Raw genomic sequence first — 24,089 nt, 5'->3', positions numbered from 1 at the left:
CGAGGCAGATTGTGGGCGGGCAGGTCAGCGAGCGTTCGAGGCGGAATGGTGACTGGCATGCCAGAGGTGCTGTGCGGCCCACGAACGGTACGGGCGCCAGTTCTCCGCGAGAGCCTCGAGTTCGCGAGCGCTGACGGGGTGACCGACCAGGCGCTCTGCTGAGCGGCGCAAACCCAGATCGGATGCAGGAAACGCGTCGTCATGGCCGAACACGCGCATCGCGATGAGGTGTGCGGTCCACGGGCCGATCCCCGGCAGCTCGCAGAGCCGGGCGACGGTGGCAGTCAGCGTGTCCGAGGCGGTCAGGTCCAACTCGCCGCCGGCAACCGCTTGGGAGAAGCCGACGATCGTGTCGATGCGCTGTTGAGTGAACCCCAGTCCGGCGAACCCCGTCCCTCCGGCGCTGGCAAGCGTTGCAGCGCCCGGGAACAGGTGCGTGAGCGGCACCAAGACGTTATCGCAGCACTCGAGCACGGGGTCAATCGGCGTGCCGAAGCGCTCGGCAATGCGTCCGCTGAGCGTCGAGGCCGCCGCGAGCGAAATCTGCTGGCCCACGATGATCCGCACGGCGGTCTCGAAGCGGTCCCATGAGCGCGGCACGCGCAACCCCGGCGCCGTTCGCACCAGCGGGCTGATCACGAGGTCGTCTCCCAGCGCTCTGGCCGCCGGTGCCGGGTCTTCGTCGGTGCCCAGCAGTGCTCGGACCCGACTCACAGCATCGATGATCGAGTCGTAGGTCGGCAGGTGCAGTCGCAGCTGCAGGTGCTCGTCGCCGTCCGGCGGGGCTGTCACTTCTGCAATGCCCGGGTGCCCGCAGGCATTGAAGCTGCGCGCGTATGTCGGCCCAGTTTCGCCGTCGGCCACGGCTTCGGTGCCCGGAATCGCCCGGCACTCCTGGTGGGCGACGAACGTGCCGAAGTCGTACGGCGCCAGGGTGGGTACCTCCAGAACCAGACCCCCGTCAAGTTCGGCGTACTCGCCGCGGCGTCGCTTGGAGCGCAGCTCGGTCGGTGTGAAGCAGAACACCGAGGTCATGGCCCGGTGCAGTTGCCGTGGGCCGCCGAAGCCGGCGGCGCGGGCAATCTCGGCGAACGTCAGATCGGTGTCGTCGATCAGGCAGCGCGCGAAGTGCGCTCGCCGTGAGCGGGCGATGGTGGTGGGCGTCGCCCCGACGTGCTGCTCGAACAGCCGTCGAAGCTGCCGGCCGCTGTAGCCGACGGCCGATGCCAGAGCTTCTTCGTCGTGCGCGTCCAGGAATCCGTCGTTGATGCGCAACAGCGCGGCTCCGATGGGCGCGGGCACGTCGAGATCGGCCAGGGAGCCGGCTCGCCGTTCTGGATGACAGCGCAGGCACGGCCGGAAGCCGGCAACCTCGGCCGCCACGGGGTTGGAATAGTGCGTGACGTTCTGGGGCAGCGGCTCAGCCGAGCAATCCGCCCGGCAGTAGATGCCTGTGGTGCGAACGGCCTCGACCTGCATGCGAGCAGTCTGGCGTACCTGTGCCGGACAAAAACGGACATTGCTGAGTGTGTCCGTATGTGTCCGATTCAGTCACCTGCGCGGCGGGCCCGGCGCCGGCGCAGCCACCACCACGCCACTGCCAGCGCGATCAAGATGACTGGCAGGAACGGCAGCAGTGCGCCGATGACCAGCAGCACGCCGTTGCCCACGGCCACGAGCGCATTCCAGCCGCCGCTCAGCGCGTCGCCGAAGTTGGGCGGCGAGTCGTCTTCTTGGACATACAGGTGCATTGCCGCGGTGCGGGCCAGCCGTGCCAGCTCGGTGCCGTCGTCGGCGACTGGCAGTGCCCGCAGGCGCACATCGATTTCCAAGCCTCTGGTAGCGACTCGGCCGGCGATGCGGCCGTCGGTGATCTCTTCGGTGAGGCTGGCGATGACACGGTCGCCGGGCTCGATGCGCTCGAGATCCATGTCGACCGGAACCACCAGATCGTCCATGCTGAAACGCAGCGCATCGGAGCTGAGCGTGATGTCGGTGAGGGTCGTTTCGCCGTTGTTCTCTATCTGGAAGCAGAAACCGACTTCACTCTCCGGCTCTGCGCTGAGGTCGGCGAATCCGAGGCACGGGTCGTCGTCGCCCGCCGCGAGCCATGCCTCCAGCAGCACCGATGTCTCGGGCACCGCTTCGGTGGCTTCGGAGATGGTGAGGGTGATGGTGGCCAGGTCCACTCGGTCACGCAGCGTGCGCAGCTGTCCTCGGAGCTGCTCGAGATTGGTCTCGCGTGCCGACAGCTCGCGTTCGAGTTCAGCCACGCCCTCTGCGTCGGTGGCGCGCGACAGGAATTCGCGCAGACGGTCGACGCTGACTTCGGCACTGGCGATTCGGCTGTTGAGATCCACCACGATGCCGGTTACGTCCTCGGCGGAGACGGTCTGGTCGACGAGTTCGCCGAGCTTGGACAGCTGGTCCAGGGCTGCGGAGAATTGCGCGGGTCGGATCTTGAACGTCAAGGTCGTGTAGACGTGATCTCGTGTCGAGGTCTGCTGCCCGAAAGTGATGCCGCCGAGGTCCTGAACGATCTGCGTCGCTTCGGCGGACGCAGCGGCCACGTCGACTGCCTCGACCTCGATCCAGGCCGTGTAGATGATGTCGCGCCCGAGATCGGCCAGGACTGTTGGCGTGCCGCCCGCCAGGGCGCCCGTGCCGGAGTCGTCGGACATATCTTCTTCCGCGGCGGCGCCGCCCGAAGCCAACCGGACCGAAGTCGCTCCTTCGTCCATGTCCATCTCTTCTTCGGCCATGGCTTCGTCGGACGCCGCGAAGCTCGCAGGAGCGTCCTCGGAGAAGGCCGCGTCATCACCGCTGTCGTCGCTGCCGCCGGCGCAGGCGGAGGCCAGCAGCAGCAGTGCAGCGGCGACGACCAACCATCGTGCCCATCTGGCAGCGGAACCGGTGATCGTGCGGTTGATCGGAACGGTCATGGCGTTCCCTCCCCTCGGCGGCGGCGCGTTGCGCCGCTCTACCCGAATGACGCCCATGGTTCCGCCAGCGTTCCGGGAGCGCCATTGCAGTTCTGTGTCGTTCACGAAACTATGACGTACCGCTATGTCATAGGGCCGTGTACGCCATCAGCGGAAGGCGGGAATGTTGGTGATCTGCTGACCCAGGATCAGCCCGTGGATCTCCTCGGTGCCCTCGTAGGTCATGACCGATTCCATGTTCGCTGCATGGCGCATCGGCGCGTACTCCGTCGAGACTCCGTTGGCGCCCATCATCGCCCGGGCGGTGCGGGCCGTGTCGATGGCCACCCGGCAGTTGTGACGCTTGGCCATCGAGATGTGATGCGGTCGCAGCCGGTGCTGTTCTTTGAGCTGGCCGAGCCGCATGGCCTGCAGGTTGGCGTTGGTGATGTCGGTGAGCATGTCGGCGAACTTGATCTGGCTGATCTGGAAGCCGGCCAGCGGCTTGCCGAACTGGGGGCGTTCAAGCTGGTAGCTGAGCGCCTGCTCGTAGCAGCAGCGGGCCACGCCGACAGCTCCGAAGGCAATGCCGAAGCGGGCCTCGGACAGGCAGCTCAGCGGCGCGCCGATGCTGAGCGCGTCGGGCAGGCGCATCGACTCGGGCACTTCGACGTCATCCATGTAGAACTCGCCGGTCACCGAGGCCCGCAGCGAGAGCTTGTTCTGGATCTTGCGGGCCTCGAAGCCAGGCGAGTCGGTCGGCACCAGGAAGCCCCGGAAGCCGTCGTCGGTGTTGGCCCACACGATGGCCAGGTCGGCCAGCCCGGCGTTGGTGATCCAGCGCTTGGCGCCGTTGAGGATCCACGAGTCGCCCCGTCGCACTGCCCGGGTGGTCATGGAGGCAGGGTCGGAGCCGTGGTCGGGCTCGGTCAGCCCGAAGCAGCCGATGACCTCGCCGGCGGCCATGCGCGGCAGCCAATGCTCCTTCTGTTCGGTCGAGCCGTAGCGCCAGATCGGGAACATGCACAGCGACCCCTGCACCGACACGAAGCTGCGCAGCCCGCTGTCGCCGGCTTCGAGCTCGCGGCAGGCCACGCCGTACGCCATGGCTGAGGCGCCAGCGCATCCATAGCCGTCGAGGTGCATGCCGAGCAGGCCCATGTCGGCGATCGTCGGGATCAGCTCCATCGGGAACGTGCCTGCCTCGAAGTGGTCGCCCACGATCGGGTCCCACTCTTTGGCCACGAACGTGGCAACCGTGTCGCGGATCATCGTTTCCTCGTCGGACAGGACTTCGTCCATCTCGTAGAAGTCCGACAGCGATGCAGGCGTTTGGCTCATGGGCGCATACTGCCGTGCTCGCGCCCGACGGGCCAACCCGCCCGACAGCGGGCGTGCCGTTCTGCGCGGCTGGTGAGTACTGTGCGCTGCCATGGGTGACGACACTGCCGACGATCCGCAGGCACGCCAGCCCGGCGAGAGCCGGTTGTATTTTCGCCAGCTGCTGTCGGGACAGGATTTCGCTACCAGCGACCCGATCGCCCGCCAGATGGTGAACTTTGCCTACCTCATCGGCGACCGGGAGACTCGCGAGGCGGTCGTGGTGGACCCGGCGTATGCCGTCGACGACCTGCTCGACATCCTCGCCGAAGACGAGATGCAGCTCACCGGCGTGCTGGCCACGCACTTCCACGCCGATCACATCGGCGGGAACATGATGGGCTACAGCATCGAGGGCGTCGCCCAGCTGCTCGAACGCCAGGGCACGAAGATCCACCTGCAGGCGCCCGAGGCCGAGCTGGTGCAAAAGACCACCGGCATCTCGATGAGCGACATGGAGTTGCACGCCCCCGGCGATGTCGTGTCGGTGGGTGCGGTGGACATCGAGCTGCTGCACACCCCCGGGCACACCCCCGGCAGCCAGTGCTTCCTGGTGGGCGGGGCGCTCGTGGCCGGCGACACCCTGTTCCTGGACGGCTGCGGACGGATGGACCTGCCGGGCAGCGACCCGGCTGCGATGTACCGGTCGCTGCACGACACGCTCGCCAAGGTGCCCGATTCGGCCGTGCTGTTTCCCGGCCACCGGTACTCGTTCGAACCCAGCGCCACCATGGGACAGACCCGCCAGATGAACTACGTGTTCAAGCCGCGCAGCGAGCAGCAATGGCTGATGATGTTCGGGCAGGGTTGATGGCTCCGCTGCCGCCCGTGGTGAGCGCCGCTGAGCTGTCTGGCCGCGACGACATCGTGCTGTGCGACGTGCGCTGGTATCTCGACGGCCGGTCCGGCTATGACGCCTACCTCGAGGGCCACATCGCCGGGGCCATCTGGGTGGACCTCGCCGCGCATCTGTCCGCGCACGGCGAGCCTGCCCATGGTCGCCATCCGCTGCCGACCGCCGAGAGCTTCGCCGCATCCTTGGGGGTCCTGGGTATCGGCCCCGACGACCCGGTAGTGGCATACGACGACCTGAACGGCACCGCGGCGGGCCGGATGGTGTGGATGCTGCGAGTGCTCGGTCACGATGCGGCACTGCTCGACGGTGGACTGGGCTCGTGGACGGGCGCTACCGAGACGGCACCGAACACGCGAGCCGCCTGCGAGTGTCCGGTGCGGCCCTGGCCGGCGGGCGCATTCGTCGACATCGATGACGCGGCCGACGCTGGCGCCAGCGCTGACGTCGTACTCATTGATGCCCGCGGCGGCGACCGCTATCGGGGCGAGACCGAACCGGTCGACCCGCGCCCCGGCCACATCCCCGGCGCGATCAACGTGCCGATGACCGACAACCTCAGCTCCGATGGCCGCTTTGCCGACGCTGAGACGCTGAGCGCTCGCTATGCGGCTGAGGGTGTGCAGGAGGCCGGCGGCAGCAACAACGCCGTCGTGTACTGCGGCTCAGGAGTCAGCGCCTGCATGGACGCCCTCGCCATGGAGCGCGCCGGCCTGGGCCGCCCGCAGGTGTACATCGGCTCATGGTCACAATGGAGCCACACCGACCGCCCCGCCGAAACCGTCTAGGTCGGGGAACCGGGCGGCGGACCTGCAGAGGCGAAACGCGTGTCCGGCGGGTCGACTGCCCATTCAGCGTCCTGATCCCAGCGATCCTCGTACACCAGCTCACGTAGCGGCCGTCGCCGCACCGGACCGTGGCGCCCTGCGGGCCGCCCGAGCGGGATGGTGGCGTGGATCGCCACACCCTCTGGGATGCCGAGCAGCTCGCGCAGCTCGTCCTCGACGTCGCGGTGCCAACCGGTGATGACGCCGCCATAGCCGAGCGCCCGCGCTGCCAGCAACAGGTTCTGCACGGCCGGGTACACCGATGCGCCCTCGGCGTAGGTGGGTTTCCGGTAGCGCACCAAGCACGCCAGGATCACCACCGGCGTCTCCTCGAAGTGGTCGACGAAGTGCTGCATGGTGCGAGCCATGCGGGCTTTGGGCGAGTCGTCGGCAGCGCCAGAGCCCTGTGTGTAGCCGTCGCCCGAGCGCTTCGCATTCCAGCCGTCACGGAAGCACTGGCCGAGCAGGGCCTTTGCCTGCTGCGCCGCCGGCCCGTCGCGCAGTACCACAAAGCGGAACATCTGCCGGTTGGAGCCGCTGGGCGCCCGGCTGGCGTGCCACAGGATCGACGCGAGATCCTCGTCGGGTATCGATTCGGGCAGGTAGCGGCGGATTGCCCGGGTTGTCGCCAGACCCTCAAGCAGCCCGATCGGTTGCGGCTCGGCTTCACTCATCATCGGCCCTGTCTTGTTGTGGCGAGCTCAGCGGTCGCCCTGTGTCTCGTTGAGGAAGTCCACCAGCTTGACGATGGCATTCTCGGTGACGACGCCCGCGATGCGTCCGCCGCTGTCGATCACGGGGTACAGCTCGATGTCGGCGTCTGCCATTGCCTCGGTGACCTCACGCAGCGTCCACGACGGGCGTGCCGGCGTGATGTCGGCCGTCATCACCTCGCCGCACGTCACCGACATCCAGTCGTTGCGGTCTACATCGCGGGTATCGCTCAGCCGTATCACGCCGAGGAATTCCCGTTCGGGTCCGATCACGATGGCTTCGAGCTGCTTGCGCGGCAGTGCCACACCCCACACGAAATCGGCCAGCGGGGCATCGGCACTCACGGTCGGCACCTCGGTGGACATGGCGGAGTTGACCGGCATCTCCAAGCGCCGCTCGAGATGGCCGGTGCGGCTGTCGCGCTGGAACTGCGAGACCGAGGCATTGCCGATCAGCACCTGCGACACGGCCACGGCCACCAGCGCGGGCACGACGAACAGCGGAGCCCCGGTGGATTCGGCCACGAACATCACCGCTGCGAGCGGGGTGCGGTAGCCGGCGGCAAGGAACGCTGCCACGCCGATGAAGGGAAAGAACGCCAGCGACTCGGGCCCCAGCTCGATCCATCCGCCCACCAGGCGACCCACGATCAAGCCGAATACCGCCAGCGGGATGAACACGCCGCCCACGCCGCCGCCTGCCAGCACCGTCGACGTCGCCACGATCCGGATCACCAGCAGTGCGCCCAGCAGCCACAGCGATGCCTCGGGGTTCAGCGCCCAGTCCGTGAGCTGTCCCTCGGCGGTCGGTCCCAGCGACAGCGGCGCGTCGAACAGCACCTCGCACAGCGCAGCGAGACCCACCAGGATCCCCCCGGCGCTCAGCGCGATCAGCCACCACGGCCGGTCAGAGGCGTGAATTCGCTTGGCCAGGTTCAGCACGCGGCAGAACGCCGACGCCGCGAGGCCGCAGAGGGCGCCGACTACTGCTGCCCCCAGCAGCTCCTGGCGGCCGAACTGCACGCTCACCAACTCGGTGCCGATCTCGAACGGGCGATCGTCGAAGTCGGTGACCAGCACGTACACGACGTAGCTGGCAGCGCTGGAGAGCAGTGCGGGAAGCAAGGCCCGGCGACCGAGGTCGCTCTTGTAGGGGGCTTCGAGCGCGAACAGCACGCCGGTGGCGGGCGCCTGGAAGATGGCGCTGACACCTGCGGCGGCGCCTGCCACGAGCAGCGCGTAGCCCTCCCGGCCTCGGAACAGCCGGCGGACGACCCGCTGCATCGCATTTCCAGCCGTTGCGCCGGCATAGATGGACGGACCCTCGAGACCGACTGCGCCGCCGGAGCCCACCGTCACGATGCCTGCAAGCAGGCGAGTGGGCAGGTCCCGGAATCGCATCGGGTGGTTGCGGTCGTGGAAGGCGCGGATGTACTCCTCGGAGGTCGAGGGCGCGAGCCGCCGGCCGGCGTCGGCCCAGCGCAGCAGCAGCACGGCGCCCCACAATCCGAGTGCCGGCGCGATCATCCGTTGCCAGGGCGGCAGGTGCAGCACACGCTCCAGCAGCACCTTCTCGCTGAGCTCGGCCACTGCGGCGACGATCAAACCAGTGACGACGCCCACGGCGACATACGTCGCGAAGCGAAGCAGCCGGTTTCTCATGCAGGCCTACTTCCTTGTCCCCAATGTGCTCGGCCAACGGTACGCGGCGAGACGTGCGCTGGGGGCAGCCTGCCGTGCCCGGGCCCCAGCCGCATGGCGTGGGGCACGTTCAGCCTGCCGTCCCCGGGCGCATGCCAAGGCCGTTCACTAGCGTGCGTTGGCCGACACACGACAACGGCAGGAGACGACAATGGAACTCTGGCTTCACGCATTTCCGGCGCCGCTGCAGATCAGGGACGTGGCCAAGGCAGCCGAAAACGGGGGCTGGAGCGGACTGGCGGTCGTCGACACTCAGAACCTCAGCGGCGAGTGCTTCGTCGCACTGGCGCTGGCCGCCACCGCGACGGAGCGGCTCAAACTCGGGCTTGCCGTGGGGAATTCGGTGACCCGCCTCCCGGCGGTGAATGCAGCCGCGTGCCTCAGCATTGACCAAGTCTCGGGCGGGCGCTTCGAGTTCGGCATCGGTCGGGGCGACTCGTGTCTGGTGCACCTCGGCCGTGCTCCCGGTCGCCTGGGGCACTTCGAGCGTCACCTGAAGCAGCTGCAGGCATATCTCAGCGGCGGCGACGTGCCCTTCGATGAGATCGACATCCCGCTGGAGTACGCCGCTCCGGCCGATGCGCTGGAGCTTGCGGAGGGGCCCGGCGTCAGCCGTATGGCATGGGGCACGCTCAGCGAAGACTCGCTCGGCACCAACGGCAGCAAGGTTCCCGTCGAGGTGGCCGCCACCGGCCCGAAGGTGATCGGTATCGCGGCGGTTCATGCCGATCGGGTGATGTTCGCTGTCGGCGCCGACCCCGAGCGCCTCGCGTGGGGCATCGATGTCGCGAAGGCGGCCCGACGCAACGCCGGCCTCGATCCTGACGGTGTGAAGTTCGGCGCGTACCTGAACATGGCGTGCCACGCCGACCCCGACACCGCACGCGACCTGATCAGGGGTCCCATGTCGGTCTTCGCTCGCTTCCAGGTGATGCAGGGCGGCACGCCGGTCGGGCCGACCAGCGAAGAGACGGCGAAGACGCTGCACACGCTGCACGAGGTCTACGACTTCGGCGGGCATTCGCGGAACGAGTCGCCGCAGGCAGCGTCGCTCCCGGCCGACTTCATGGACCGGTTCGGCGTGGTCGGCACGCCGGACCGTTGCATCGCCAAGCTCAACGAGCTGGAGTCGATGGGCATCGACAAGGTCCTGCTCTCGGGCCAGTTCAACGAGAACGTGTATGCGTCACCCGAGGGCACGGTTGCGCGCAGGCTGCTGGAGACTGAGGTTCTTCCTGTGGTGCAGGGCGGCTAGCCCACGCCGACGCGGCCTCATCGCAGCGTTGCTGACGGCGGTCTCACGGGTGCGGAGAGGGTGGGATTCGAACCCACGAACCACCTTGCGGCAGTTACTTCCTTAGCAGGGAAGCGCCTTCAACCTGACTCGGCCACCTCTCCATGTGCGGCCGAGCCCTCGGGCGGCAGCCGCGCCGACTCAAGATAACCCCAACCAGCGGGATTCAGCGATCCCAATTCCCGCCAATGAGCCTGAAGCGGGCCGGTAGGTTGGCCGACGGAGGGGTGGCAGAGTGGACGATTGCGACGGTCTTGAAAACCGTTGAGGCGCAAGCCTCCGGGGGTTCGAATCCCCCTCCCTCCGCCAAGTCGTTCAGAGCAAAGGAGACGACGCAATGAAGAGGACGCCAGTCAACCCGTGGCCATGGTCACTGAATTTCGGATTCAACCAAGCCGAGATCATCGAGGGAGCGAGCAGGCAACTCGTCTGCGCAGGTCAGACATCGGTGGATGCCGAGGGCAAGCCGCAACACGCCGGGGATATGCGAAGCCAGATGACGCTGGCGCTCGACAATCTCGAAGCCGTCGTGAATGCCGCTGACATGGATCTCACGAACATCACGCGACTCACCGTCTACGTCACCGACATGGACGATGCTCTGAGGAACTTCGGCGTGTTCGGCGAGCGGTTCGGACCGCTGGGCGCAACCCCTCCCATGACCTTGATCGGGGCCACCCAGCTCGCCTTCCCCGGGCTCATGATTGAGATCGAGGCCACTGCCGCCGATTGAGCCGCGAAGCCCGCAGCCTCCTTCCCTCCGGCCACCGGTGCCTCGCCGGCGAGCATCTGGTCGGCAGCGGCGAGTTCAGGGGTTTCGGTAGATGTCGCGGCGGTGGCCAACCCGGATGACTTGGATCACGAGCCGGTCATCGATGACGTCGTACACAATCCGGTAATCGCCTACCCGCACCCGGTACGCAGCCGCTTCACCGGCAAGCTTCACGCAGCCAGGCGGACGTGGTTCGTCCGCCAGCAGGTCGATCGCTGCCCGAACCCGGAGTTGGTCAGCGCGTCCGAGCCCGGCGATCGTCTTGACCGCCCGGCGGGAGATCTCGACCGTGTACTGGCTCACTGATGTGCCGGCTCACTCGAGCCCGAGGGCAGCCTTGACCTCTTCCCACGGCACGTAGTCATCCTCGGCTCGGGCCGCGGCAAGTTCGCGGCGGTCTTCGGCCTCATCGGCACGGTCGACGAGTTGGTCAAACGCGTCGGCACCGAGAATTACTGCAACACGACGGCCGCGCCTTGTCACGGAAATCGGTTCGCCGGACCGGCTGGTCTCGGTGATCACATCGGCCAGACGATTCCGTGCATCACTGAACGCGATCTCCGTCATGTACAAATTGTACATGACGATGTGCCCATGCAGAAGTGCCTGCCCGTGGCTGAGTTAGTTCAGGTCAGGGGGGCGGTGGCTGATTCGACTGCGGGCACAAGAGCTTCGTCGGTGAGCAGCTGATCGGCTGCGGCGAGCTCGGGGGAAAGCCAGCGGTCGGGGCCTGGGCCCGGCACTGTGCTGCGCAGCAGCTTGAGCGCGGCTGCGGTGCCCGCTGCGGGCTGCAGGGGCGCCCGCAGCTCGATGCCGCGAGCTGCGGTCACCCATTCGATGGCGAGGATGCGTCGTAGGTTCGCGACCGCCCGCCGCAGCTTGCGGGCCGCCCCCCAGCCCATCGACACGTGATCCTCCTGCATGGCGGAGGTGGGCAGCGAGTCGACCGCTGCCGGCGAGGCCAGGCGACGATTCTCTGCGCACAGAGCTGCCGCGGTGTACTGGCCGATCATCAGGCCGCTGTCCACGCCGGGGTCGTCGGCCAGGAACGACGGCAGTCCGTGGGAACGCTTGGCGTCGAGCAGCCGGTCGATGCGGCGCTCGGCGATGGCGCCGACCTCGGCCGCGGCGATGGCGAGGTAGTCGGCAGCGAGTGCGACGGGTGCCCCGTGGAAGTTGCCGCACGACTCGACCCGGCCGTCTTCCATCACCATCGGATTGTCGATCGCCGAGGCCAGCTCTCGATCGGTCACCTCGGCGGCGAAGTCGAGGGTGTCGCGGGCTGCGCCGTGCACCTGGGGGGTGCAGCGGATGGAGTAGGCGTCCTGCACACGGTCGTCGTCATGACGGTGGCTGGCCACGATGGGCGAGCCCGCCAGCACCGCGCGGAGGTTGGCAGCGCTGGCCTGCTGGCCGGGATGGGGCCGCAACGCCAGCAAGTCGGCGGCGAAGGCTCGATCGGTGGCCAGCAACGCCTCCACGCTGCAGGCGGCCACGATGTCGGCGACGCGCAGCAGCCCGCCCAGATCGTGGACGGCCAGGCACAGCATTCCCAGGATCCCGTCGGTGCCATTGGTGAGGGCCAGACCCTCCTTCTCGGCGAGTACCAAGGGCTCGATGCCCGCCGCGGACAGGGCCTCGGCGCCGCCGATAGTGCCCCCGTCACCGGTCAGGGCCTCGCCTTCGCCCATCAGCACCAGCGCAGCATGTGCGAGTGGGGCAAGGTCGCCGCTGGCGCCCAGCGAGCCGTGCTCGGGCACGACAGGCACGATGCCTGCGTTGACAAGGCGCACCAGCGTCTGTGCCACCTGCGGTCTCGCTCCCGAGGCTCCGAAGGCGAGCGTGCGTGCACGCAGGAACATCATGGCCCGCACCACCTCGGCTTCGACCGGCGGGCCCATCCCGGCGGCGTGGGAGCGGATCAGCGACTGCTGCAAGGCGACCCGCCGATCGGCGGGAATCGTGGTGTTGGCCAGGGCGCCGAAGCCGGTGGAGATCCCGTAGGCCGGCTCGCCCTCGGCCAGCGCTTCGACGATGCCGCGGGCGGCGGCCATGCGAGACAGTGCTGCATCGCTGAGTCGGACCTCTTCACGGCGGCGGGCCACCGCGACGACATCGGAAACGGTGACGCCAGGGCCATCCAGTTCCACGGCTAGGTCGCCTCCACGGGGACTGACGCCAGCGCGGCCGACGTGGCGAGCGCCGCTGCGGTCACGGCTTCGGCCGCCGTCTGCAAGCGGGCGCCGGTGAGTCGATCCGCAGGGCCCAGCACGGACAACGCCCCGATCGGGCCTGCCGGGCCGCCGATCGGCGCGCACACGGCGGTGACGTCGGGCTCGATGGCACCGGTGTTGAAGATGGGAGCGGGACGCGCGCCAGGCTCCAGCGGCGCGGCAAGCAGTGCCTCGCCCACAGCGGTGCCCTCGATGGGCACCGAACGGCCCACCCAGCCGACATGACGGATGGCCCGGCGGCCTTCGACCGTGGCGATGTAGACAGCGGCGTCGCCGTCGCGCACGGCCAGATACGCGGACTCCTCAGTGGCCTCGACGAGCCGCTCGAGTTCGGGTTGGGCTGCCGCCCGGAGCCGGGCGTAGGGACCCGACTGCAGCGACGCCAAGGCGGTGCGCACGAACGCCGGACCCACCGAGTACGAGCCAGAACTGCCCTTGACGAGATAGCTGCGGTCGGTCAGCACCCGCAGATGCCGTAGCGCCGTGCTTGCCGGCATGTCGGTCTGAGATGCAGCCGCTGTCAGGCTGAGCTCACCGCTGGTGACGACCGCGTCCAACAGCGCCAGCACCCGTTCTGCCGAACGCGACCTGTGCAGGGGAGTGACAGCGTTTATTTCAGATACTGAAATGTCTTGCTGCATATTGACAGCATAGGCCGCCACTCACTAACGTGTGGCACACCGCACATCTCGCAGTTTGAGGTCGTCTATGGCTTCCAGCACGCAGCACGCCGCCGATGCCCCGCCCGGCGGGGTGAGAGCCCCCACCGGCACCTCGCTGACCTGCCGGAGCTGGCCCCAGGAAGCCGCCTTCCGGATGCTGCAGAACAATCTGGATCCCGACGTGGCCGAGCGTCCCGACGAACTGGTCGTGTACGGGGGCACCGGTCGGGCGGCACGATCGTGGCCGGCGTTTCACGCCATGATCAGGGCGCTGACCGACCTCGCCGACGACGAGACCATGCTGGTGCAGTCAGGCAAGCCGGTCGGCGTGCTGCGCACCCACGAATGGGCGCCCCGGGTGCTCATCGCCAACTCCAACCTCGTGCCCGATTGGGGCACTTGGGACGAATTCCGCCGCCTCGAGCATCTCGGACTCACCATGTTCGGCCAGATGACGGCCGGGTCGTGGATCTACATCGGCACACAGGGGATCCTGCAGGGCACCTACGAGTGCTTCGGGGCCATTGCCCGCAAGCGTTTCGAGGGTTCGCTGGCCGGCACCCTCACCGTCACCGCCGGTCTGGGTGGCATGGGCGGCGCCCAGCCCCTGGCCATCACCATGAACGAAGGGGTCGCCCTGTGCATCGAGGTCGATCCCGAGCGGGTCGCCCGCCGGGTGGAGACTCGCTATCTCGACGTGGTCGCCGACGACTATGCCGATGCGCTCCGCCGGTGCGAGGAGGCAGTGCAGGCTCGCCGCCCGCTGTCGGTGGGACTGGTCGGCAACGCCGCCGACCTGATGCCGCGCCTGCTGGCCGACGGCGTCGCGGCCGACATCGTCACCGACCAGACGTCTGCCCATGATCCGCTGACGTACGTTCCCAACGACCTGTCGCCCGAGGCGTCCGAGGAGATGCGTCGCAACCAGCCCGACGAGCTCATACGCCGCGCCCGGTCGGCCATGGCCACCCACGTCGAGGCGATGGTGGGCTTCCTCGACGCCGGCGCCGAGGTGTTTGACTACGGCAACAGCCTGCGGGCCGAGGCCGAGCTCGGCGGCTACGGGCGGGCCTTCGACTACCCGGGCTTTCTCCCGGCGTATATCCGGCCCCTGTTCTGCGAGGGCAAGGGACCGTTCCGCTGGGTTGCGCTGTCTGGTGATCCGGCCGATATCGCCGCCACCGACCGGGCCGTGCTCGAAGAGTTCCCCGACGACGAGCCGCTCAAGCGATGGATCAAGCTCGCCGGCGAGCGGGTCGCGTTCCAAGGCCTGCCGGCACGGATCTGCTGGCTCGGCTACGGGGAGCGCCACAGGCTGGGCCTGCGGTTCAACGAGCTGGTCGCCTCAGGCGAGATCAAGGCCCCGATCGTCATCGGGCGCGACCATCTCGACTCGGGATCGGTGGCTTCGCCCTACCGCGAGACCGAGGACATGGCAGACGGCAGCGATGCCATCGCCGATTGGCCCCTGCTCAACGCGATGGTCAACACTTCGTCGGGAGCGTCATGGGTGAGCATCCATCATGGCGGCGGCGTGGGCATCGGCCGTTCCATCCATGCCGGCCAGGTCAGCGTGGCCGACGGGACGGACCTGGCCGCGCAGAAGCTGGAGCGGGTGCTGCTCAACGATCCCGGAACTGGCGTGATGCGCCACGCCGATGCTGGCTACGACCGGGCGTGGGAAGTGGCCGCCGAGCGCGGCGTGCGCATTCCCGCCGACAGGCCCGCCGCGCCATGAGGCCTAGGCGCCGGGTGTGACCGTCCGGGAGATCCTCTCCATCGGGCATCCAGCGTTGCGTGCGCGGGCTGCAGCCGTGCCGCGGTGCGAGATCGCCAGCGAGCGAACACAGGGCCTCGTCGACGATCTCATAGACACCATGCGCCACGCCAACGGGGCGGGCCTGGCCGCCAACCAGATCGGCGAGACGGACCGGGTCGTCGTCATCGAAGTGAACGACAATCCCCGCTACCCCTACAAGCCGCCGATCCCCTTGACCGTTGCCATCAATCCCGAGCTGGAAGTGCTCGACGACGAGACCGTGGTGATCAATGAGGGCTGCCTGTCGGTGCCGCTGCGGGGCGACGTGCTTCGCTCGGTGAATCTCCGCGTCCGCTACTTCGACCGTGAAGGAGCCGAGCACTGCATCACCGTGCGTGGCCTGACCGCGGGGACCTGGCAGCACGAGTGCGATCACCTCGACGGTGTCCTCATCACCGACCGGGCTGATCCATCCACGCTGAGCACCTGGGACGAGTTCGAGCAGCACCACCGTGACGCCTTCATCGAGCGCATCACCCGGTTCAACCAGCAGATGAGTTCATGACCGCTCATTACTGGTGCGAGACGGCCTGGCTCGGCGGCCCCCGGGTCGCAGAGGGTGTGGTGATCGCGGTCGAGGGCGACCGCATCACGGCGGTTCGCGCAGGTGTGCCCGTCCGGCCCGAAGGCGCGGTGCCGCTGGCGGGGCTCACGCTGCCGGCGCTGGCGAACGCGCACAGCCATGCGTTCCACCGGGCTCTGCGAGGCCGAACCCACACGGAGCGGGGCAATTTCTGGACCTGGCGCGACCTGATGTACCGGGTGGCGGGCCGGCTCGACCCAGACAGCTACAGCCGGCTGGCCCGGGCAGTGTTCGCTGAGATGGCCCTGGCTGGCATCGGCGTCGCCGGCGAATTCCACTATGTCCATCACCGTCCCGACGGGGGCAGCTATGGCGACGCCAACGCCATGGGCGCGGCAATGGTGTCCGCGGCCCAAGATGCCGGCATCCGCCTGACCCTGCTGGACACGCTGTACCTCCATGGCGGGCTGAACCCCGCGCTGGACAGTGGCTACGAGCCGCTGCGACCCGAACAAACCCGCTTCAGCGACGGCAGTGCCGACCGGTGGGTTGCCCGGGTCGAGGAGTTGGCTGCCACGGCATCGAGCCCGCTCGTGCAGGTCGGCGCAGCTGTGCACTCGGTGCGAGCCGTCGATCCGCCCTCCATCAAGATGGCGGCGGACTGGGCACAGCAGCGCGGCACCCCGCTGCACTTCCATGCCTCCGAGCAACCGGCGGAGAACGAGCAGTGTCTCGGCGTCCACGGTGCAACTCCCATCGACCTGATCGCGCAGGCCGGAGGCCTCGGCCCGACGACGACCCTGGTGCACGCCACCCATGCTGACGGCCGTGATCAGGCGTTGATCGGCGAGGCCGGCGCGTTCTGCTGCCTGTGCCCCACCACCGAGCGCGACCTGGCCGACGGCATCGGACCCAGCGCCGGCTTGGCCCGTCAAGGTGCCCGTCTGTGCCTGGGTTCCGACTCCCACGCCGCCGTCGACATATTCGAAGAAGCCCGCACGGTCGAAGGCGACCAGCGCGCCACGACTGGCGAGCGCGGCGTGTTCGGAGCCGACGATCTCGCCGCGATGGCCACATCCGGCGGCTACGAAGCGCTCGGTTGGCCGGAGGGCGGCAGCCTGGAGGCAGGCGCGCTGGCCGACTTCGCGACGATCAGGCTCGATTCGGTACGGATGGCGGGCACCGACGCCGCGACAGCGCTGGCCGCTGCGATCTTCGCGGCCACCAGTGCCGATGTGCACCACTTGGTGGTGGGCGGCACAACCGTCGTGCGTGACGGCAAGCACACGACGATCGACGTGGCGACAGAGTTGGCCGCGGCTATCACGGAGGTCACCGCGCCATGACCCTGGTGATCGACAACATCGGCGAGCTGGTCACCAATGACCCCGCTCTGGGGAGCGGCCCGCTGGGCGTGCTCACCGATGCTTCGGTAATCATCGACGGCGACACGGTGGTGGCAGTGGGCCCGTCGGGTGCCGTTGCCGACGAGCGACTCGATGCAGCCGGCCGGTGCGTGCTGCCCGGCTTAGTCGACTCCCACACCCACCTGGTGTTCGCAGGCGACCGGTCCGAGGAGTTCACTCGGCGGATGGCTGGCGAGCCCTACGACGGCGGCGGGATCCGGGTCACCACCGAGGCCACCCGCGGCGCCGGCCGCGACGCTCTGGCTGCCTCGCTCGCCCAGCGGCTGACCGAGGCGCACCGGGCGGGCACCACCACGGTGGAGATCAAGACTGGCTACGGCCTGTCTCTGGACTCCGAGATCGAGCTTGCCTTGCTGGCCGCAGAGGTCACCCCCGAAGCCACGTTCCTGGGAGCTCACCTGCTGCCCAGCGAATACGCGGGACGGGCCGACGACTACATCGACCTGGTGTGCGGGCCGATGCTCGACGCGGTTCGGGACCATGTCCGCTGGATCGACGTGTTCTGCGAGACCGGTGCGTTCAGCGTGGAGCAGTCCCGCCGGGTGCTCGAGGCGGGTCGGGACGCCGGGCTGGGTCTGCGCGTGCACGGCAACCAGCTCGGCCACGGACCCGGAGTACAGCTTGCCGTCGAGATGGACGCTGCGTCGGTGGACCACTGCACCTATCTCTCCGACGACGACATCGAGGCTCTGGCTGGCAGTGACACCGTGGCCACGTTCCTGCCGGCGACTGATTTCTCGACCCGCCAGCCGTACCCGGATGCTCGCCGGGCGATCGACGCCGGGGTCACGGTGGCGATGGCCTCGAACTGCAACCCGGGCTCGAGCTACACGACGTCCATCTCGTTCTGCATTGCCATGGCGGTGCGCGACATGGGCATGACGATCGACGAAGCCGTCGCCGCAGTGACGGTCGGCGGAGCAGTCGCGCTGGGCCGGACTGACGTTGGGCGGCTCACCAACGGCAGTCCGGCTCACGTGACCATCCTGGACGCGCCCAACCGCTACCACCTCGCGTACCGGCCCGGCGTCCCCATGATCTGGCGGACGCTGGGAGCCGACTACCGGCTCCCGCCCGCCGACGACCACACGTGATCTCCAATTGAAAGAAGGACAGCAATGACCAATTCCATCCCCAATCCGACAGAGCACAACCAGTGGTACCCGTTCGCCAACCGGCCCCTGCCGCCGGAAGTGGACGGCCAGGCGGTCAACCCGGCCGCCATCCCGGTGTTCGACGCCGTGCCGCTGCCGTCCCATGCCCGCTTCGTGGTGGTGGGTGCGGGCGTGCACGGGCTGTCGAGCGCCTACCACCTGGCCATGTACCTCGAGCGCACCGGCAAGGGCTCGGGCAGCGACGTCGTGCTGATCGACAAGCAGGGTCCGGGCGCAGGCGCCACCGGGCTGGCCTGCGGCTGTGTCCGCAACATGTACATGACCGGGCCGCTGCACGCCATCCTGCGAGCCAGCGTGGAGGTGTGGGAATCCGACCCGGTAAACCTCGGCTTCCAGCAGGTCGGCTACGTGTCGGTGGGCGAGGCCAACCAGACCGACGACTACTTGAAGCTCCAAGCGTCCCAGGCAGCCAGCGGCTACCCCTCCGACGTCTACACCGGTGCAGAGGCCCGCGCCTTTCTCACCAACCTCTGGCCCGATTTCAAGACCGACAACTGCGATGTGGTGCTGCACGAGCACCGCTCCGGCTACGCCGGCACGCACCTGGCCGTGTGGGGCCTCGACCAGAAGTGTCGCCAGTGGGGCGTGCAGCGGGTCTACGGCGCCACCGTGACCGGCTACCAGTTCGACAACTCGGGCTCGGTCACTGCGGTGGAGACCACCCAGGGGTCGATCGCGTGTGAGCAGGTCGTGGTGGGTGCGGGGGCGTGGACGCCGACGCATTGGGAGTGGCTCGGCGGCCCCAGCCAGCTCGACGTGCTGTACCCCGACGGGCACGTCGAGGAGCAGATGGACATGTGGACGTACTGGCGGCTGCTCGAAGGCGAAGTGCTGCTGCCGCCCGGCGTCGACTTCCGCACTGCCCAGCACAAGGACTCGCCGGTGCTGCACGTCGAGCTCATGAACACGCCGGTGTATTCACCCGACGGTCGGTTCCTCAAGGACCACTTCTACTCGTACACGCGCTACGCAGCGGAGCGGGTGGGCGCCCCCGGCCTGCAGGGCGGGACGATCCCGATCAAGATCGGGCCGAGAGCGGCAGTGGAGCCCTACGGCCACCTGAACGACGAGTACCAGGCGGAGGAGTGGTTCGCCGACTACTACTGCGCAACCCTCGGCATGCTGTTCAAGCGCCTGGAAGATCTGCGGCCGTACTTCAAGGAGCGCCGCAACGGCGGCATCGGGGCGTTCACTCCCGACAACGTGCCGGTGTTCGACTACGTCGCCGACAACGCCTGGGTGATCGCCGACTCCAACCACGGGTTCAAGATGATCGGCGTGGGCAAGCTCACCGCCGAGATGATGGTGCACGGCGACAAGCCCGACGAGCTCAAGCCGTTCACGCTGGACCGCTACCGCACGGGCGGCACCTTCGGCGACCGCAACTCCAACTGCCCCTGGGTGTAACCCGCCGCGGCTCCTCGCCGTGTACTACCCGGCGAGTTGGGCGTAGAGGGCTTCGTACTGGCTTGGGTTGGCGTCGATGAAGGGTGGCGCCTCGCCGGTGTCGACCAGGGCGCACAGTTGGTCGAGGCAGATGTGGTAGCCCGCGGCCACGAGGTGCACGTCTGGCCCCTTGCTGCCGAGATCGATGGTCAGCTTGAGCTGTGTACCCGTGGGCGTCGGCTCGAGGTGGTAGGTGAGGAGCTCGTCGTCCCATTCCCACGCGAAGGTGCTGGGTGGGCGCCAGGTGACGATGCGTCCGGCGAGCACCGTGTCCTCGATGCCGTACTTGGCAACGATGTCATCCCAGAATGGGGCGGACACCTCGGCTTCTTCTTCCCGCGGCCCGACGATGTCGCACGGCATCCAGTGCCGGAGCTGGTCGCTATCGGTGAGCGCACGCCACACCCACTCGGGCGGGCGCGCCAGCAGGCGTTCGAAGCGGAGGCTCGTCGTGCCGTTGCCGTCGCGCACGATCTCACCGAGTGGATGGGCGGGCTGATTCATCCCTTGCTCCAGTTCATCGAGGCGAGCTGGCGGCTGCTCGTTGCGGCGGGCGACCAGGCGGACAAGTCCCAGCGTTCGCCCTGCATCGGCGGCGAGCATGTCCGCCTCGTCGGTGGGCTTGTTGAGCCGTTCGGACCAGATCAGGTCCGACTGCATCCAGTGCCTCCATCCGTCCGGTGCGAGGTCGGCAAGCTCGACGGTCACCATCCCACTGTTTTCCCAGTGCCGCTTCCACCACGCCGGGCTGTGGAAGCTGAAGAACGCGGGTTCCCAGTAGCGCTGGAGATGCTCCGGCGGCCCGGCTGAGGTCAGTTCTTCGACCAGTCCCGGAACCACGATGCCGAGCTGACCACCGGTCCTGACCAGCCCAGCCAGGTGACTCTCCAGGTAGAGGTCGTCGGTGCCGAAGTAGTGATAGGCGTCGATGCTCACCATGGCGTCGAAGAACCCCTCGGCAAACGGCAGTGCGTGTGCTTCGGCCCCGATGGGAAACACCCGGTCCTCGACGCCGGCGCCGCAGATCCGGCGGTAGTTCTCGCTGGCATCGACCCACAGATCGGTCGCCCACACCTGCACGTCGAACTCCTTGGCGAGGAAGATCGAGCTCAGTGCCCGGCCGCAGCCCAGGTCGAGGACGCGCATTCCCGGGCTGAGCTCCATGGACTCCGCCAGCGACTCCGTGAGCCACAGCGCATTGGGTCCCATCATGTTGTCGAGGACCCAATCTGGGTCGTAGTTCGCTGAACGTGGAAACTCAGCCGGCCGGAAGGCGTCGGGGCGCATCAGACACGGTCAACTGATGAGGCGGCGGAGCGACTGCAGCCAGTCGTCTGAGGAGGTCCAGGCCTCCTCGCTGACGCGCTCACGGCCTGACGAGTTGCCGTTCGCCGCAGGGAACGAGCCCAGGAACTTGACGTCGCGCTGCTTCATCTTGAGCGCGCGCAAGCAATCGGCAACCACTTCGTCGGAGATGTGACCCTCGAAGTCGAGCAGAAAACAGTATTCACCGAGACCGCGCCGGGTCGGCCGCGACTCCAGCCGGGACAGGTCGAGACGGCGGGCCTCGAACTCCATGAGGATTCCCAGCAGGCTGCCCGGCTCGTTCTGCTGTTGGAACACCACGATGCTGGTCTTGTCGTTGCCGCTGGCCGGCGGCACCTGGTTCTTGGCGAGCAGCAGGAAGCGGGTCTGGTTCTCGCGATGGTCCTCGATGCCGGCGACGACGGTTTCCAGCCCGTAGATCTCTGCCGCGGTGGGGCTTGCGATCGCCGCCACGCCGGCGAGCTGTTCTTCGCCGATGCGCCGCGCCGCGAGGGCGGTCGAGGTGGCTGCCTCGATCTGGGCGTCGGGCAGTTGGGTGTGCAGGAACGCACGGCACTGCGCGATGGCGACCGGGAACGACAGCACGGTGTGGATTGCCGTCAGGTCCTCGGCGGTGGCGGTGCCCGGCAGCGCCATCAGGTCGAGCTGGACGTTCACCACCACTTCGCGCTGGATGAGGAAGTCGAAGTCGAACGCCAGCGCATCCTGCGTGACGTTGACCGCACCCTCGATGGCGTTCTCCACCGGCACGAAGCCGTAGTCGACCTCGCCGTCATCCAGCGCCGAGAGCACCTCGGGCACCGAGATGAGCGGGACGGGGGTGCACTGCGACAGGTCCGGTTGGGTCGCCAGCGCAGCCTCGGTAAAGGTGCCGTGCGGGCCCATGTACCCGATGCGGGTCGACGGCGACAGGGCAGGGGCGCCCTCCGGTGCAGCGGCAGCAGTCATCGGGGCAGGATACGCACCGTGCCGCAGGCACCCGACCCCGGGCTGCGGCGGGTAGAACGGCAGGCGATGGACGCAGAACAGCTCGCCGGATTGCTGGCAGAAGTTCGTGACGGGACGGTGAGTGCCGACGAGGCGCTGGCGCAGCTTCGCCGGCTGCCGTATGCGGACATCGCCGGCGCTCGTATCGACCATCACCGCACGCTGCGCACCGGCCATCCCGAGGCCGTCTATGGGCCCGGCAAATCGCCCAGCCAGTGCGCGCGCATCGTGGCCGAGATGCTGAGCGGCGGCTCCGGCCCGGTGCTGCTGACCAGAGCGAGCACCGACCAGGTCGCAGCAGCACTGGCCGCATGCCCTGGCGGCGCGGTGCATCGCCCAGCCGATCGGGAGCCTGAGGGGGCCGGCGATGCAGCCAAGCCCTCGGCCGACTTGGCGACGGTGGTGTGGCGCGCCGCCGCCGCCCGTCCGGAGCGAGTGGTGGTGGCCGCTGCAGGAACGTCGGACGGACCGGTGGCTGCTGAAGCGGCAGCGGTGCTCGCCGCATTCGGCATCGATGCCGGGATGGTGGCCGACATCGGCCTCGCCGGACTCCATCGCTTCCTGGCCGAGATCGACACGTTGGCATCGGCCGAGGTGGTCATCGTGGTGGCGGGCATGGAAGGAGCACTCGCCACTGCCGTCGCGGGTGTGGCGTCTGCGCCGGTCATCGCGGTGCCGACCAGCGCCGGCTACGGCGCAGCGCTTGACGGCGTGACGGCACTGCTGGCCATGCACGCGTCGTGTGCCGCCGGCATCACTGTGGTGGGCATCGACAATGGCTTCGGCGCAGCCATGGCCGCCATGCGGATTCTGGACCTGGCGGCAACTCAGCGAGACAGGGCGGGATGATGCACGACAGCCACGGAGCCGGCGCGCCCGTCGTCGAACCACGTCCCGCACGAGCCGAGACGACTGTCCCCGCGGGACATCAACCGTCGGGCGACACGGTGGCCTGGTTCGACCCGGTGTCGGGCATCGCCGGTGACATGGCGCTCGGCGCGCTGCTGGATGCGGGCGCAGATTTCGACTTCGTCACCGCCCAGATCGACACGCTCGGGCTCGACGGCTGGAAGCTGGGCGTCGAGCGGGTGACCAGAAACGAGATTGCCGCCACTCACGCCATCGTCGATGCGCCTGAGGGCCATCATCACCGGCGCTGGCGGGACATACGGGAACTGCTCGTTGTGTCGCCGCTGAATGAACGCGTGCGGAAGCGTGCGATGGACGTCTTCGAGGCGCTGGCAGTCGCCGAAGGCCTGGTTCACGGGGTTCCGGCCGACGAGGTTCACTTCCACGAGGTCGGTGCGCTCGACGCCATCGTGGACATCGTGGGCGTGTGCGCCGCGCTCGAGTCGCTCGGCGTCGACGCCGTGTGCTGCGGACCGGTTGCGGTGGGCAAGGGCACCATCAATGCCGCCCACGGCGTGCTGCCGAACCCGCCGCCCGCCGTTGTCAATCTGCTCGCCGACCGACCGATCGTCGGCGTGGACATCGACATGGAACTCACCACGCCGACGGGGGCCGCCATCGTTGCGGCCTTAGCCGGTCACTTCGGAGCGGCGCCGGCCATGACCATCACCAGCTCCGGTTTCGGTGCCGGCACCCGTGATCTGCCCGGCCGCCCCAACGTCACCGGCGTGCTGATCGGCACCGTTGCGAGAAGCGAGCAGGCGATCTCGTTGGCCGCTGACATGGCGGCCGTGGAGGGCGCCAGCAGCACGACCGAGCTGGTGGAACTGGCGACGAACCTGGACGATGTCTCCGGCGAGGTGCTGGGACATGCCATCGATGCGCTGCTTGGCGCTGGCGCTCTGGATGCGTGGGCCGTCCCGATCGTGATGAAGAAGGGCCGCCCTGCGTACACGCTCACTGCCCTGTGCCGGCCCGAAGACGTGACCCTTCTCGCGGACCTGGCGGCGCAGCTCACCGGCACGCTCGGGCTGCGGGCCCGCACCGTCGTGCGCACGGCTCTCGAACGGCACACCTCGACGGTCGATGTCGACGGGCACACCATCCGGGTCAAGCACGG

At 68.2% G+C, this 24,089-nt stretch carries 22 protein-coding genes and 2 tRNA genes; 12 read left to right on the top strand and 12 right to left on the bottom strand.

What is annotated here, in order from left to right; translation table 11 throughout:
* Window positions 1-24: 24 nt before the first annotated feature.
* From VI480_RS00435 to VI480_RS00425, 3 genes are all read right to left on the bottom strand, one after another.
* Window positions 25-1,479, bottom strand: a complete 1,455-nt coding sequence (locus VI480_RS00435; protein ID WP_323670836.1) for a DNA-3-methyladenine glycosylase 2 — start codon at window positions 1,477-1,479, stop codon at window positions 25-27.
* 68 nt (window positions 1,480-1,547) lie between these two features.
* A complete protein-coding gene (locus VI480_RS00430) occupies window positions 1,548-2,942 on the bottom strand; it encodes a DUF4349 domain-containing protein (protein ID WP_323670835.1) in 1,395 nt (464 codons plus the stop codon).
* Window positions 2,943-3,089: 147 nt separating this feature from the next.
* A complete protein-coding gene (locus VI480_RS00425; protein ID WP_323670834.1) occupies window positions 3,090-4,262 on the bottom strand; it encodes an acyl-CoA dehydrogenase family protein in 1,173 nt (390 codons plus the stop codon).
* A 91-nt stretch (window positions 4,263-4,353) separates the two neighbouring features.
* On the opposite strand from VI480_RS00425, the gene VI480_RS00420 reads away from it, so the two are divergent.
* Both VI480_RS00420 and VI480_RS00415 read left to right on the top strand, forming a co-directional pair.
* A complete protein-coding gene (locus tag VI480_RS00420; protein WP_323670833.1) occupies window positions 4,354-5,112 on the top strand; it encodes an MBL fold metallo-hydrolase in 759 nt (252 codons plus the stop codon).
* Window positions 5,085-5,942 carry a sulfurtransferase gene (locus VI480_RS00415; protein WP_323670832.1) on the top strand — a complete coding sequence of 286 codons (858 nt, stop codon included), beginning with the start codon at window positions 5,085-5,087 and terminating at the stop codon, window positions 5,940-5,942. The genes VI480_RS00420 and VI480_RS00415 overlap by 28 nt, the downstream gene beginning before the upstream one ends.
* Here VI480_RS00415 and VI480_RS00410 read toward each other — a convergent pair.
* Both VI480_RS00410 and VI480_RS00405 read right to left on the bottom strand, forming a co-directional pair.
* Window positions 5,939-6,655, bottom strand: a complete 717-nt coding sequence (locus VI480_RS00410; RefSeq protein ID WP_323670831.1) for a nitroreductase family protein — start codon at window positions 6,653-6,655, stop codon at window positions 5,939-5,941. The two genes, VI480_RS00415 and VI480_RS00410, sit on opposite strands and share 4 nt — an antisense overlap.
* A gap of 27 nt (window positions 6,656-6,682) precedes the next feature.
* A complete protein-coding gene (locus tag VI480_RS00405; RefSeq protein ID WP_323670830.1) occupies window positions 6,683-8,356 on the bottom strand; it encodes a chloride channel protein in 1,674 nt (557 codons plus the stop codon).
* A gap of 190 nt (window positions 8,357-8,546) precedes the next feature.
* Between VI480_RS00405 and VI480_RS00400 the strand changes: the two genes are divergently transcribed.
* Entirely contained in the window at window positions 8,547-9,650 is a 1,104-nt protein-coding gene (locus VI480_RS00400) for an LLM class flavin-dependent oxidoreductase (RefSeq protein ID WP_323670829.1), read from the top strand.
* Window positions 9,651-9,702: 52 nt separating this feature from the next.
* Here the strand turns inward: VI480_RS00400 and VI480_RS00395 are convergent.
* A tRNA-Ser gene (locus tag VI480_RS00395) sits at window positions 9,703-9,793 on the bottom strand.
* A gap of 117 nt (window positions 9,794-9,910) precedes the next feature.
* Here VI480_RS00395 and VI480_RS00390 point away from each other — a divergent pair.
* A tRNA-Ser gene (locus VI480_RS00390) sits at window positions 9,911-9,998 on the top strand.
* Between the two features lie 28 nt (window positions 9,999-10,026).
* Window positions 10,027-10,422 (top strand): RidA family protein, encoded by a 396-nt coding sequence (locus tag VI480_RS00385; RefSeq protein ID WP_323670828.1) that lies wholly within the window; start codon window positions 10,027-10,029, stop codon window positions 10,420-10,422.
* A gap of 75 nt (window positions 10,423-10,497) precedes the next feature.
* Here the strand turns inward: VI480_RS00385 and VI480_RS00380 are convergent, their stop codons facing one another.
* The 4 genes from VI480_RS00380 to VI480_RS00365 are packed head-to-tail and all read right to left on the bottom strand — an operon-like array spanning window position 10,498 to window position 13,264.
* Window positions 10,498-10,764: a type II toxin-antitoxin system RelE/ParE family toxin gene (locus tag VI480_RS00380; protein WP_323670827.1), complete on the bottom strand. Its 267-nt coding sequence runs from the start codon at window positions 10,762-10,764 to the stop codon at window positions 10,498-10,500.
* Between the two features lie 12 nt (window positions 10,765-10,776).
* The gene (locus tag VI480_RS00375; RefSeq protein ID WP_323670826.1) at window positions 10,777-11,028 is read right to left on the bottom strand and encodes a type II toxin-antitoxin system Phd/YefM family antitoxin; all 252 of its coding nucleotides are present in this window, start codon (window positions 11,026-11,028) and stop codon (window positions 10,777-10,779) included.
* Window positions 11,029-11,087: 59 nt separating this feature from the next.
* Complete coding sequence (gene hutH / locus VI480_RS00370; RefSeq protein WP_323670825.1) at window positions 11,088-12,611, bottom strand: histidine ammonia-lyase; 1,524 nt, start codon at window positions 12,609-12,611, stop codon at window positions 11,088-11,090.
* Between the two features lie 2 nt (window positions 12,612-12,613).
* Window positions 12,614-13,264, bottom strand: a complete 651-nt coding sequence (locus VI480_RS00365) for an IclR family transcriptional regulator (RefSeq protein ID WP_323670824.1) — start codon at window positions 13,262-13,264, stop codon at window positions 12,614-12,616.
* A gap of 139 nt (window positions 13,265-13,403) precedes the next feature.
* On the opposite strand from VI480_RS00365, the gene hutU reads away from it, so the two are divergent.
* From hutU to VI480_RS00340, 5 genes are read left to right on the top strand one after another with little or no spacing between them, the layout of a single operon-like run.
* Window positions 13,404-15,095, top strand: coding sequence for a urocanate hydratase (gene hutU, locus VI480_RS00360; protein WP_323670823.1), 1,692 nt, complete (start codon window positions 13,404-13,406; stop codon window positions 15,093-15,095).
* 16 nt (window positions 15,096-15,111) lie between these two features.
* Window positions 15,112-15,681 carry a peptide deformylase gene (gene def, locus VI480_RS00355; protein WP_323670822.1) on the top strand — a complete coding sequence of 190 codons (570 nt, stop codon included), beginning with the start codon at window positions 15,112-15,114 and terminating at the stop codon, window positions 15,679-15,681.
* A complete protein-coding gene (locus VI480_RS00350) occupies window positions 15,678-17,045 on the top strand; it encodes a formimidoylglutamate deiminase (protein WP_323670821.1) in 1,368 nt (455 codons plus the stop codon). Before def ends, VI480_RS00350 begins: the two co-directional genes overlap by 4 nt.
* Window positions 17,042-18,220: an imidazolonepropionase gene (gene hutI / locus VI480_RS00345; RefSeq protein ID WP_323670820.1), complete on the top strand. Its 1,179-nt coding sequence runs from the start codon at window positions 17,042-17,044 to the stop codon at window positions 18,218-18,220. The genes VI480_RS00350 and hutI overlap by 4 nt, the downstream gene beginning before the upstream one ends.
* 24 nt (window positions 18,221-18,244) lie before the next feature.
* Entirely contained in the window at window positions 18,245-19,708 is a 1,464-nt protein-coding gene (locus VI480_RS00340) for an FAD-binding oxidoreductase (RefSeq protein ID WP_323670819.1), read from the top strand.
* A 24-nt stretch (window positions 19,709-19,732) separates the two neighbouring features.
* Here the strand turns inward: VI480_RS00340 and VI480_RS00335 are convergent, their stop codons facing one another.
* Window positions 19,733-21,034, bottom strand: coding sequence for a methyltransferase domain-containing protein (locus VI480_RS00335; RefSeq protein WP_323670818.1), 1,302 nt, complete (start codon window positions 21,032-21,034; stop codon window positions 19,733-19,735).
* A gap of 9 nt (window positions 21,035-21,043) precedes the next feature.
* Window positions 21,044-22,021, bottom strand: a complete 978-nt coding sequence (gene pheA, locus VI480_RS00330; protein WP_323670817.1) for a prephenate dehydratase — start codon at window positions 22,019-22,021, stop codon at window positions 21,044-21,046.
* An 18-nt stretch (window positions 22,022-22,039) separates the two neighbouring features.
* Here pheA and larB point away from each other — a divergent pair, with 18 nt between their 5' ends.
* A complete protein-coding gene (larB, locus tag VI480_RS00325; RefSeq protein ID WP_323670816.1) occupies window positions 22,040-22,909 on the top strand; it encodes a nickel pincer cofactor biosynthesis protein LarB in 870 nt (289 codons plus the stop codon).
* Window positions 22,909-24,089: nickel pincer cofactor biosynthesis protein LarC (larC, locus tag VI480_RS00320; RefSeq protein ID WP_323670815.1), on the top strand; the 1,181-nt coding region annotated here is incomplete at its 3' end. The genes larB and larC, both read left to right, overlap by 1 nt.

This window comes from Candidatus Poriferisodalis multihospitum (assembly GCF_028283155.1).
Lineage (GTDB): Bacteria > Actinomycetota > Acidimicrobiia > Acidimicrobiales > Poriferisodalaceae > Poriferisodalis > Poriferisodalis multihospitum.
The sequence above is the reverse complement of the archived record's forward strand: the minus strand, read 5'-3'. Positions and strand labels throughout refer to the sequence as shown.

Excerpts from the sequence above, each read along its gene's own strand:
- VI480_RS00425 (WP_323670834.1), bottom strand. The coding sequence starts at position 4,262 with ATGAGCCAAACGCCTGCATCGCTGTCGGACTTCTACGAGATGGACGAA.
- VI480_RS00335 (WP_323670818.1), bottom strand. The coding sequence starts at position 21,034 with ATGCGCCCCGACGCCTTCCGGCCGGCTGAGTTTCCACGTTCAGCGAAC.
- VI480_RS00405 (WP_323670830.1), bottom strand. The coding sequence starts at position 8,356 with ATGAGAAACCGGCTGCTTCGCTTCGCGACGTATGTCGCCGTGGGCGTC.
- VI480_RS00410 (WP_323670831.1), bottom strand. The coding sequence starts at position 6,655 with ATGAGTGAAGCCGAGCCGCAACCGATCGGGCTGCTTGAGGGTCTGGCG.
- VI480_RS00350 (WP_323670821.1), top strand. The coding sequence starts at position 15,678 with ATGACCGCTCATTACTGGTGCGAGACGGCCTGGCTCGGCGGCCCCCGG.
- VI480_RS00385 (WP_323670828.1), top strand. The coding sequence starts at position 10,027 with ATGAAGAGGACGCCAGTCAACCCGTGGCCATGGTCACTGAATTTCGGA.
- hutI (WP_323670820.1), top strand. The coding sequence starts at position 17,042 with ATGACCCTGGTGATCGACAACATCGGCGAGCTGGTCACCAATGACCCC.
- pheA (WP_323670817.1), bottom strand. The coding sequence starts at position 22,021 with ATGACTGCTGCCGCTGCACCGGAGGGCGCCCCTGCCCTGTCGCCGTCG.
- VI480_RS00415 (WP_323670832.1), top strand. The coding sequence starts at position 5,085 with ATGGCTGATGATGTTCGGGCAGGGTTGATGGCTCCGCTGCCGCCCGTG.
- VI480_RS00420 (WP_323670833.1), top strand. The coding sequence starts at position 4,354 with ATGGGTGACGACACTGCCGACGATCCGCAGGCACGCCAGCCCGGCGAG.
- VI480_RS00430 (WP_323670835.1), bottom strand. The coding sequence starts at position 2,942 with ATGACCGTTCCGATCAACCGCACGATCACCGGTTCCGCTGCCAGATGG.
- VI480_RS00435 (WP_323670836.1), bottom strand. The coding sequence starts at position 1,479 with ATGCAGGTCGAGGCCGTTCGCACCACAGGCATCTACTGCCGGGCGGAT.
- hutU (WP_323670823.1), top strand. The coding sequence starts at position 13,404 with ATGGCTTCCAGCACGCAGCACGCCGCCGATGCCCCGCCCGGCGGGGTG.
- VI480_RS00400 (WP_323670829.1), top strand. The coding sequence starts at position 8,547 with ATGGAACTCTGGCTTCACGCATTTCCGGCGCCGCTGCAGATCAGGGAC.
- VI480_RS00375 (WP_323670826.1), bottom strand. The coding sequence starts at position 11,028 with ATGACGGAGATCGCGTTCAGTGATGCACGGAATCGTCTGGCCGATGTG.
- VI480_RS00340 (WP_323670819.1), top strand. The coding sequence starts at position 18,245 with ATGACCAATTCCATCCCCAATCCGACAGAGCACAACCAGTGGTACCCG.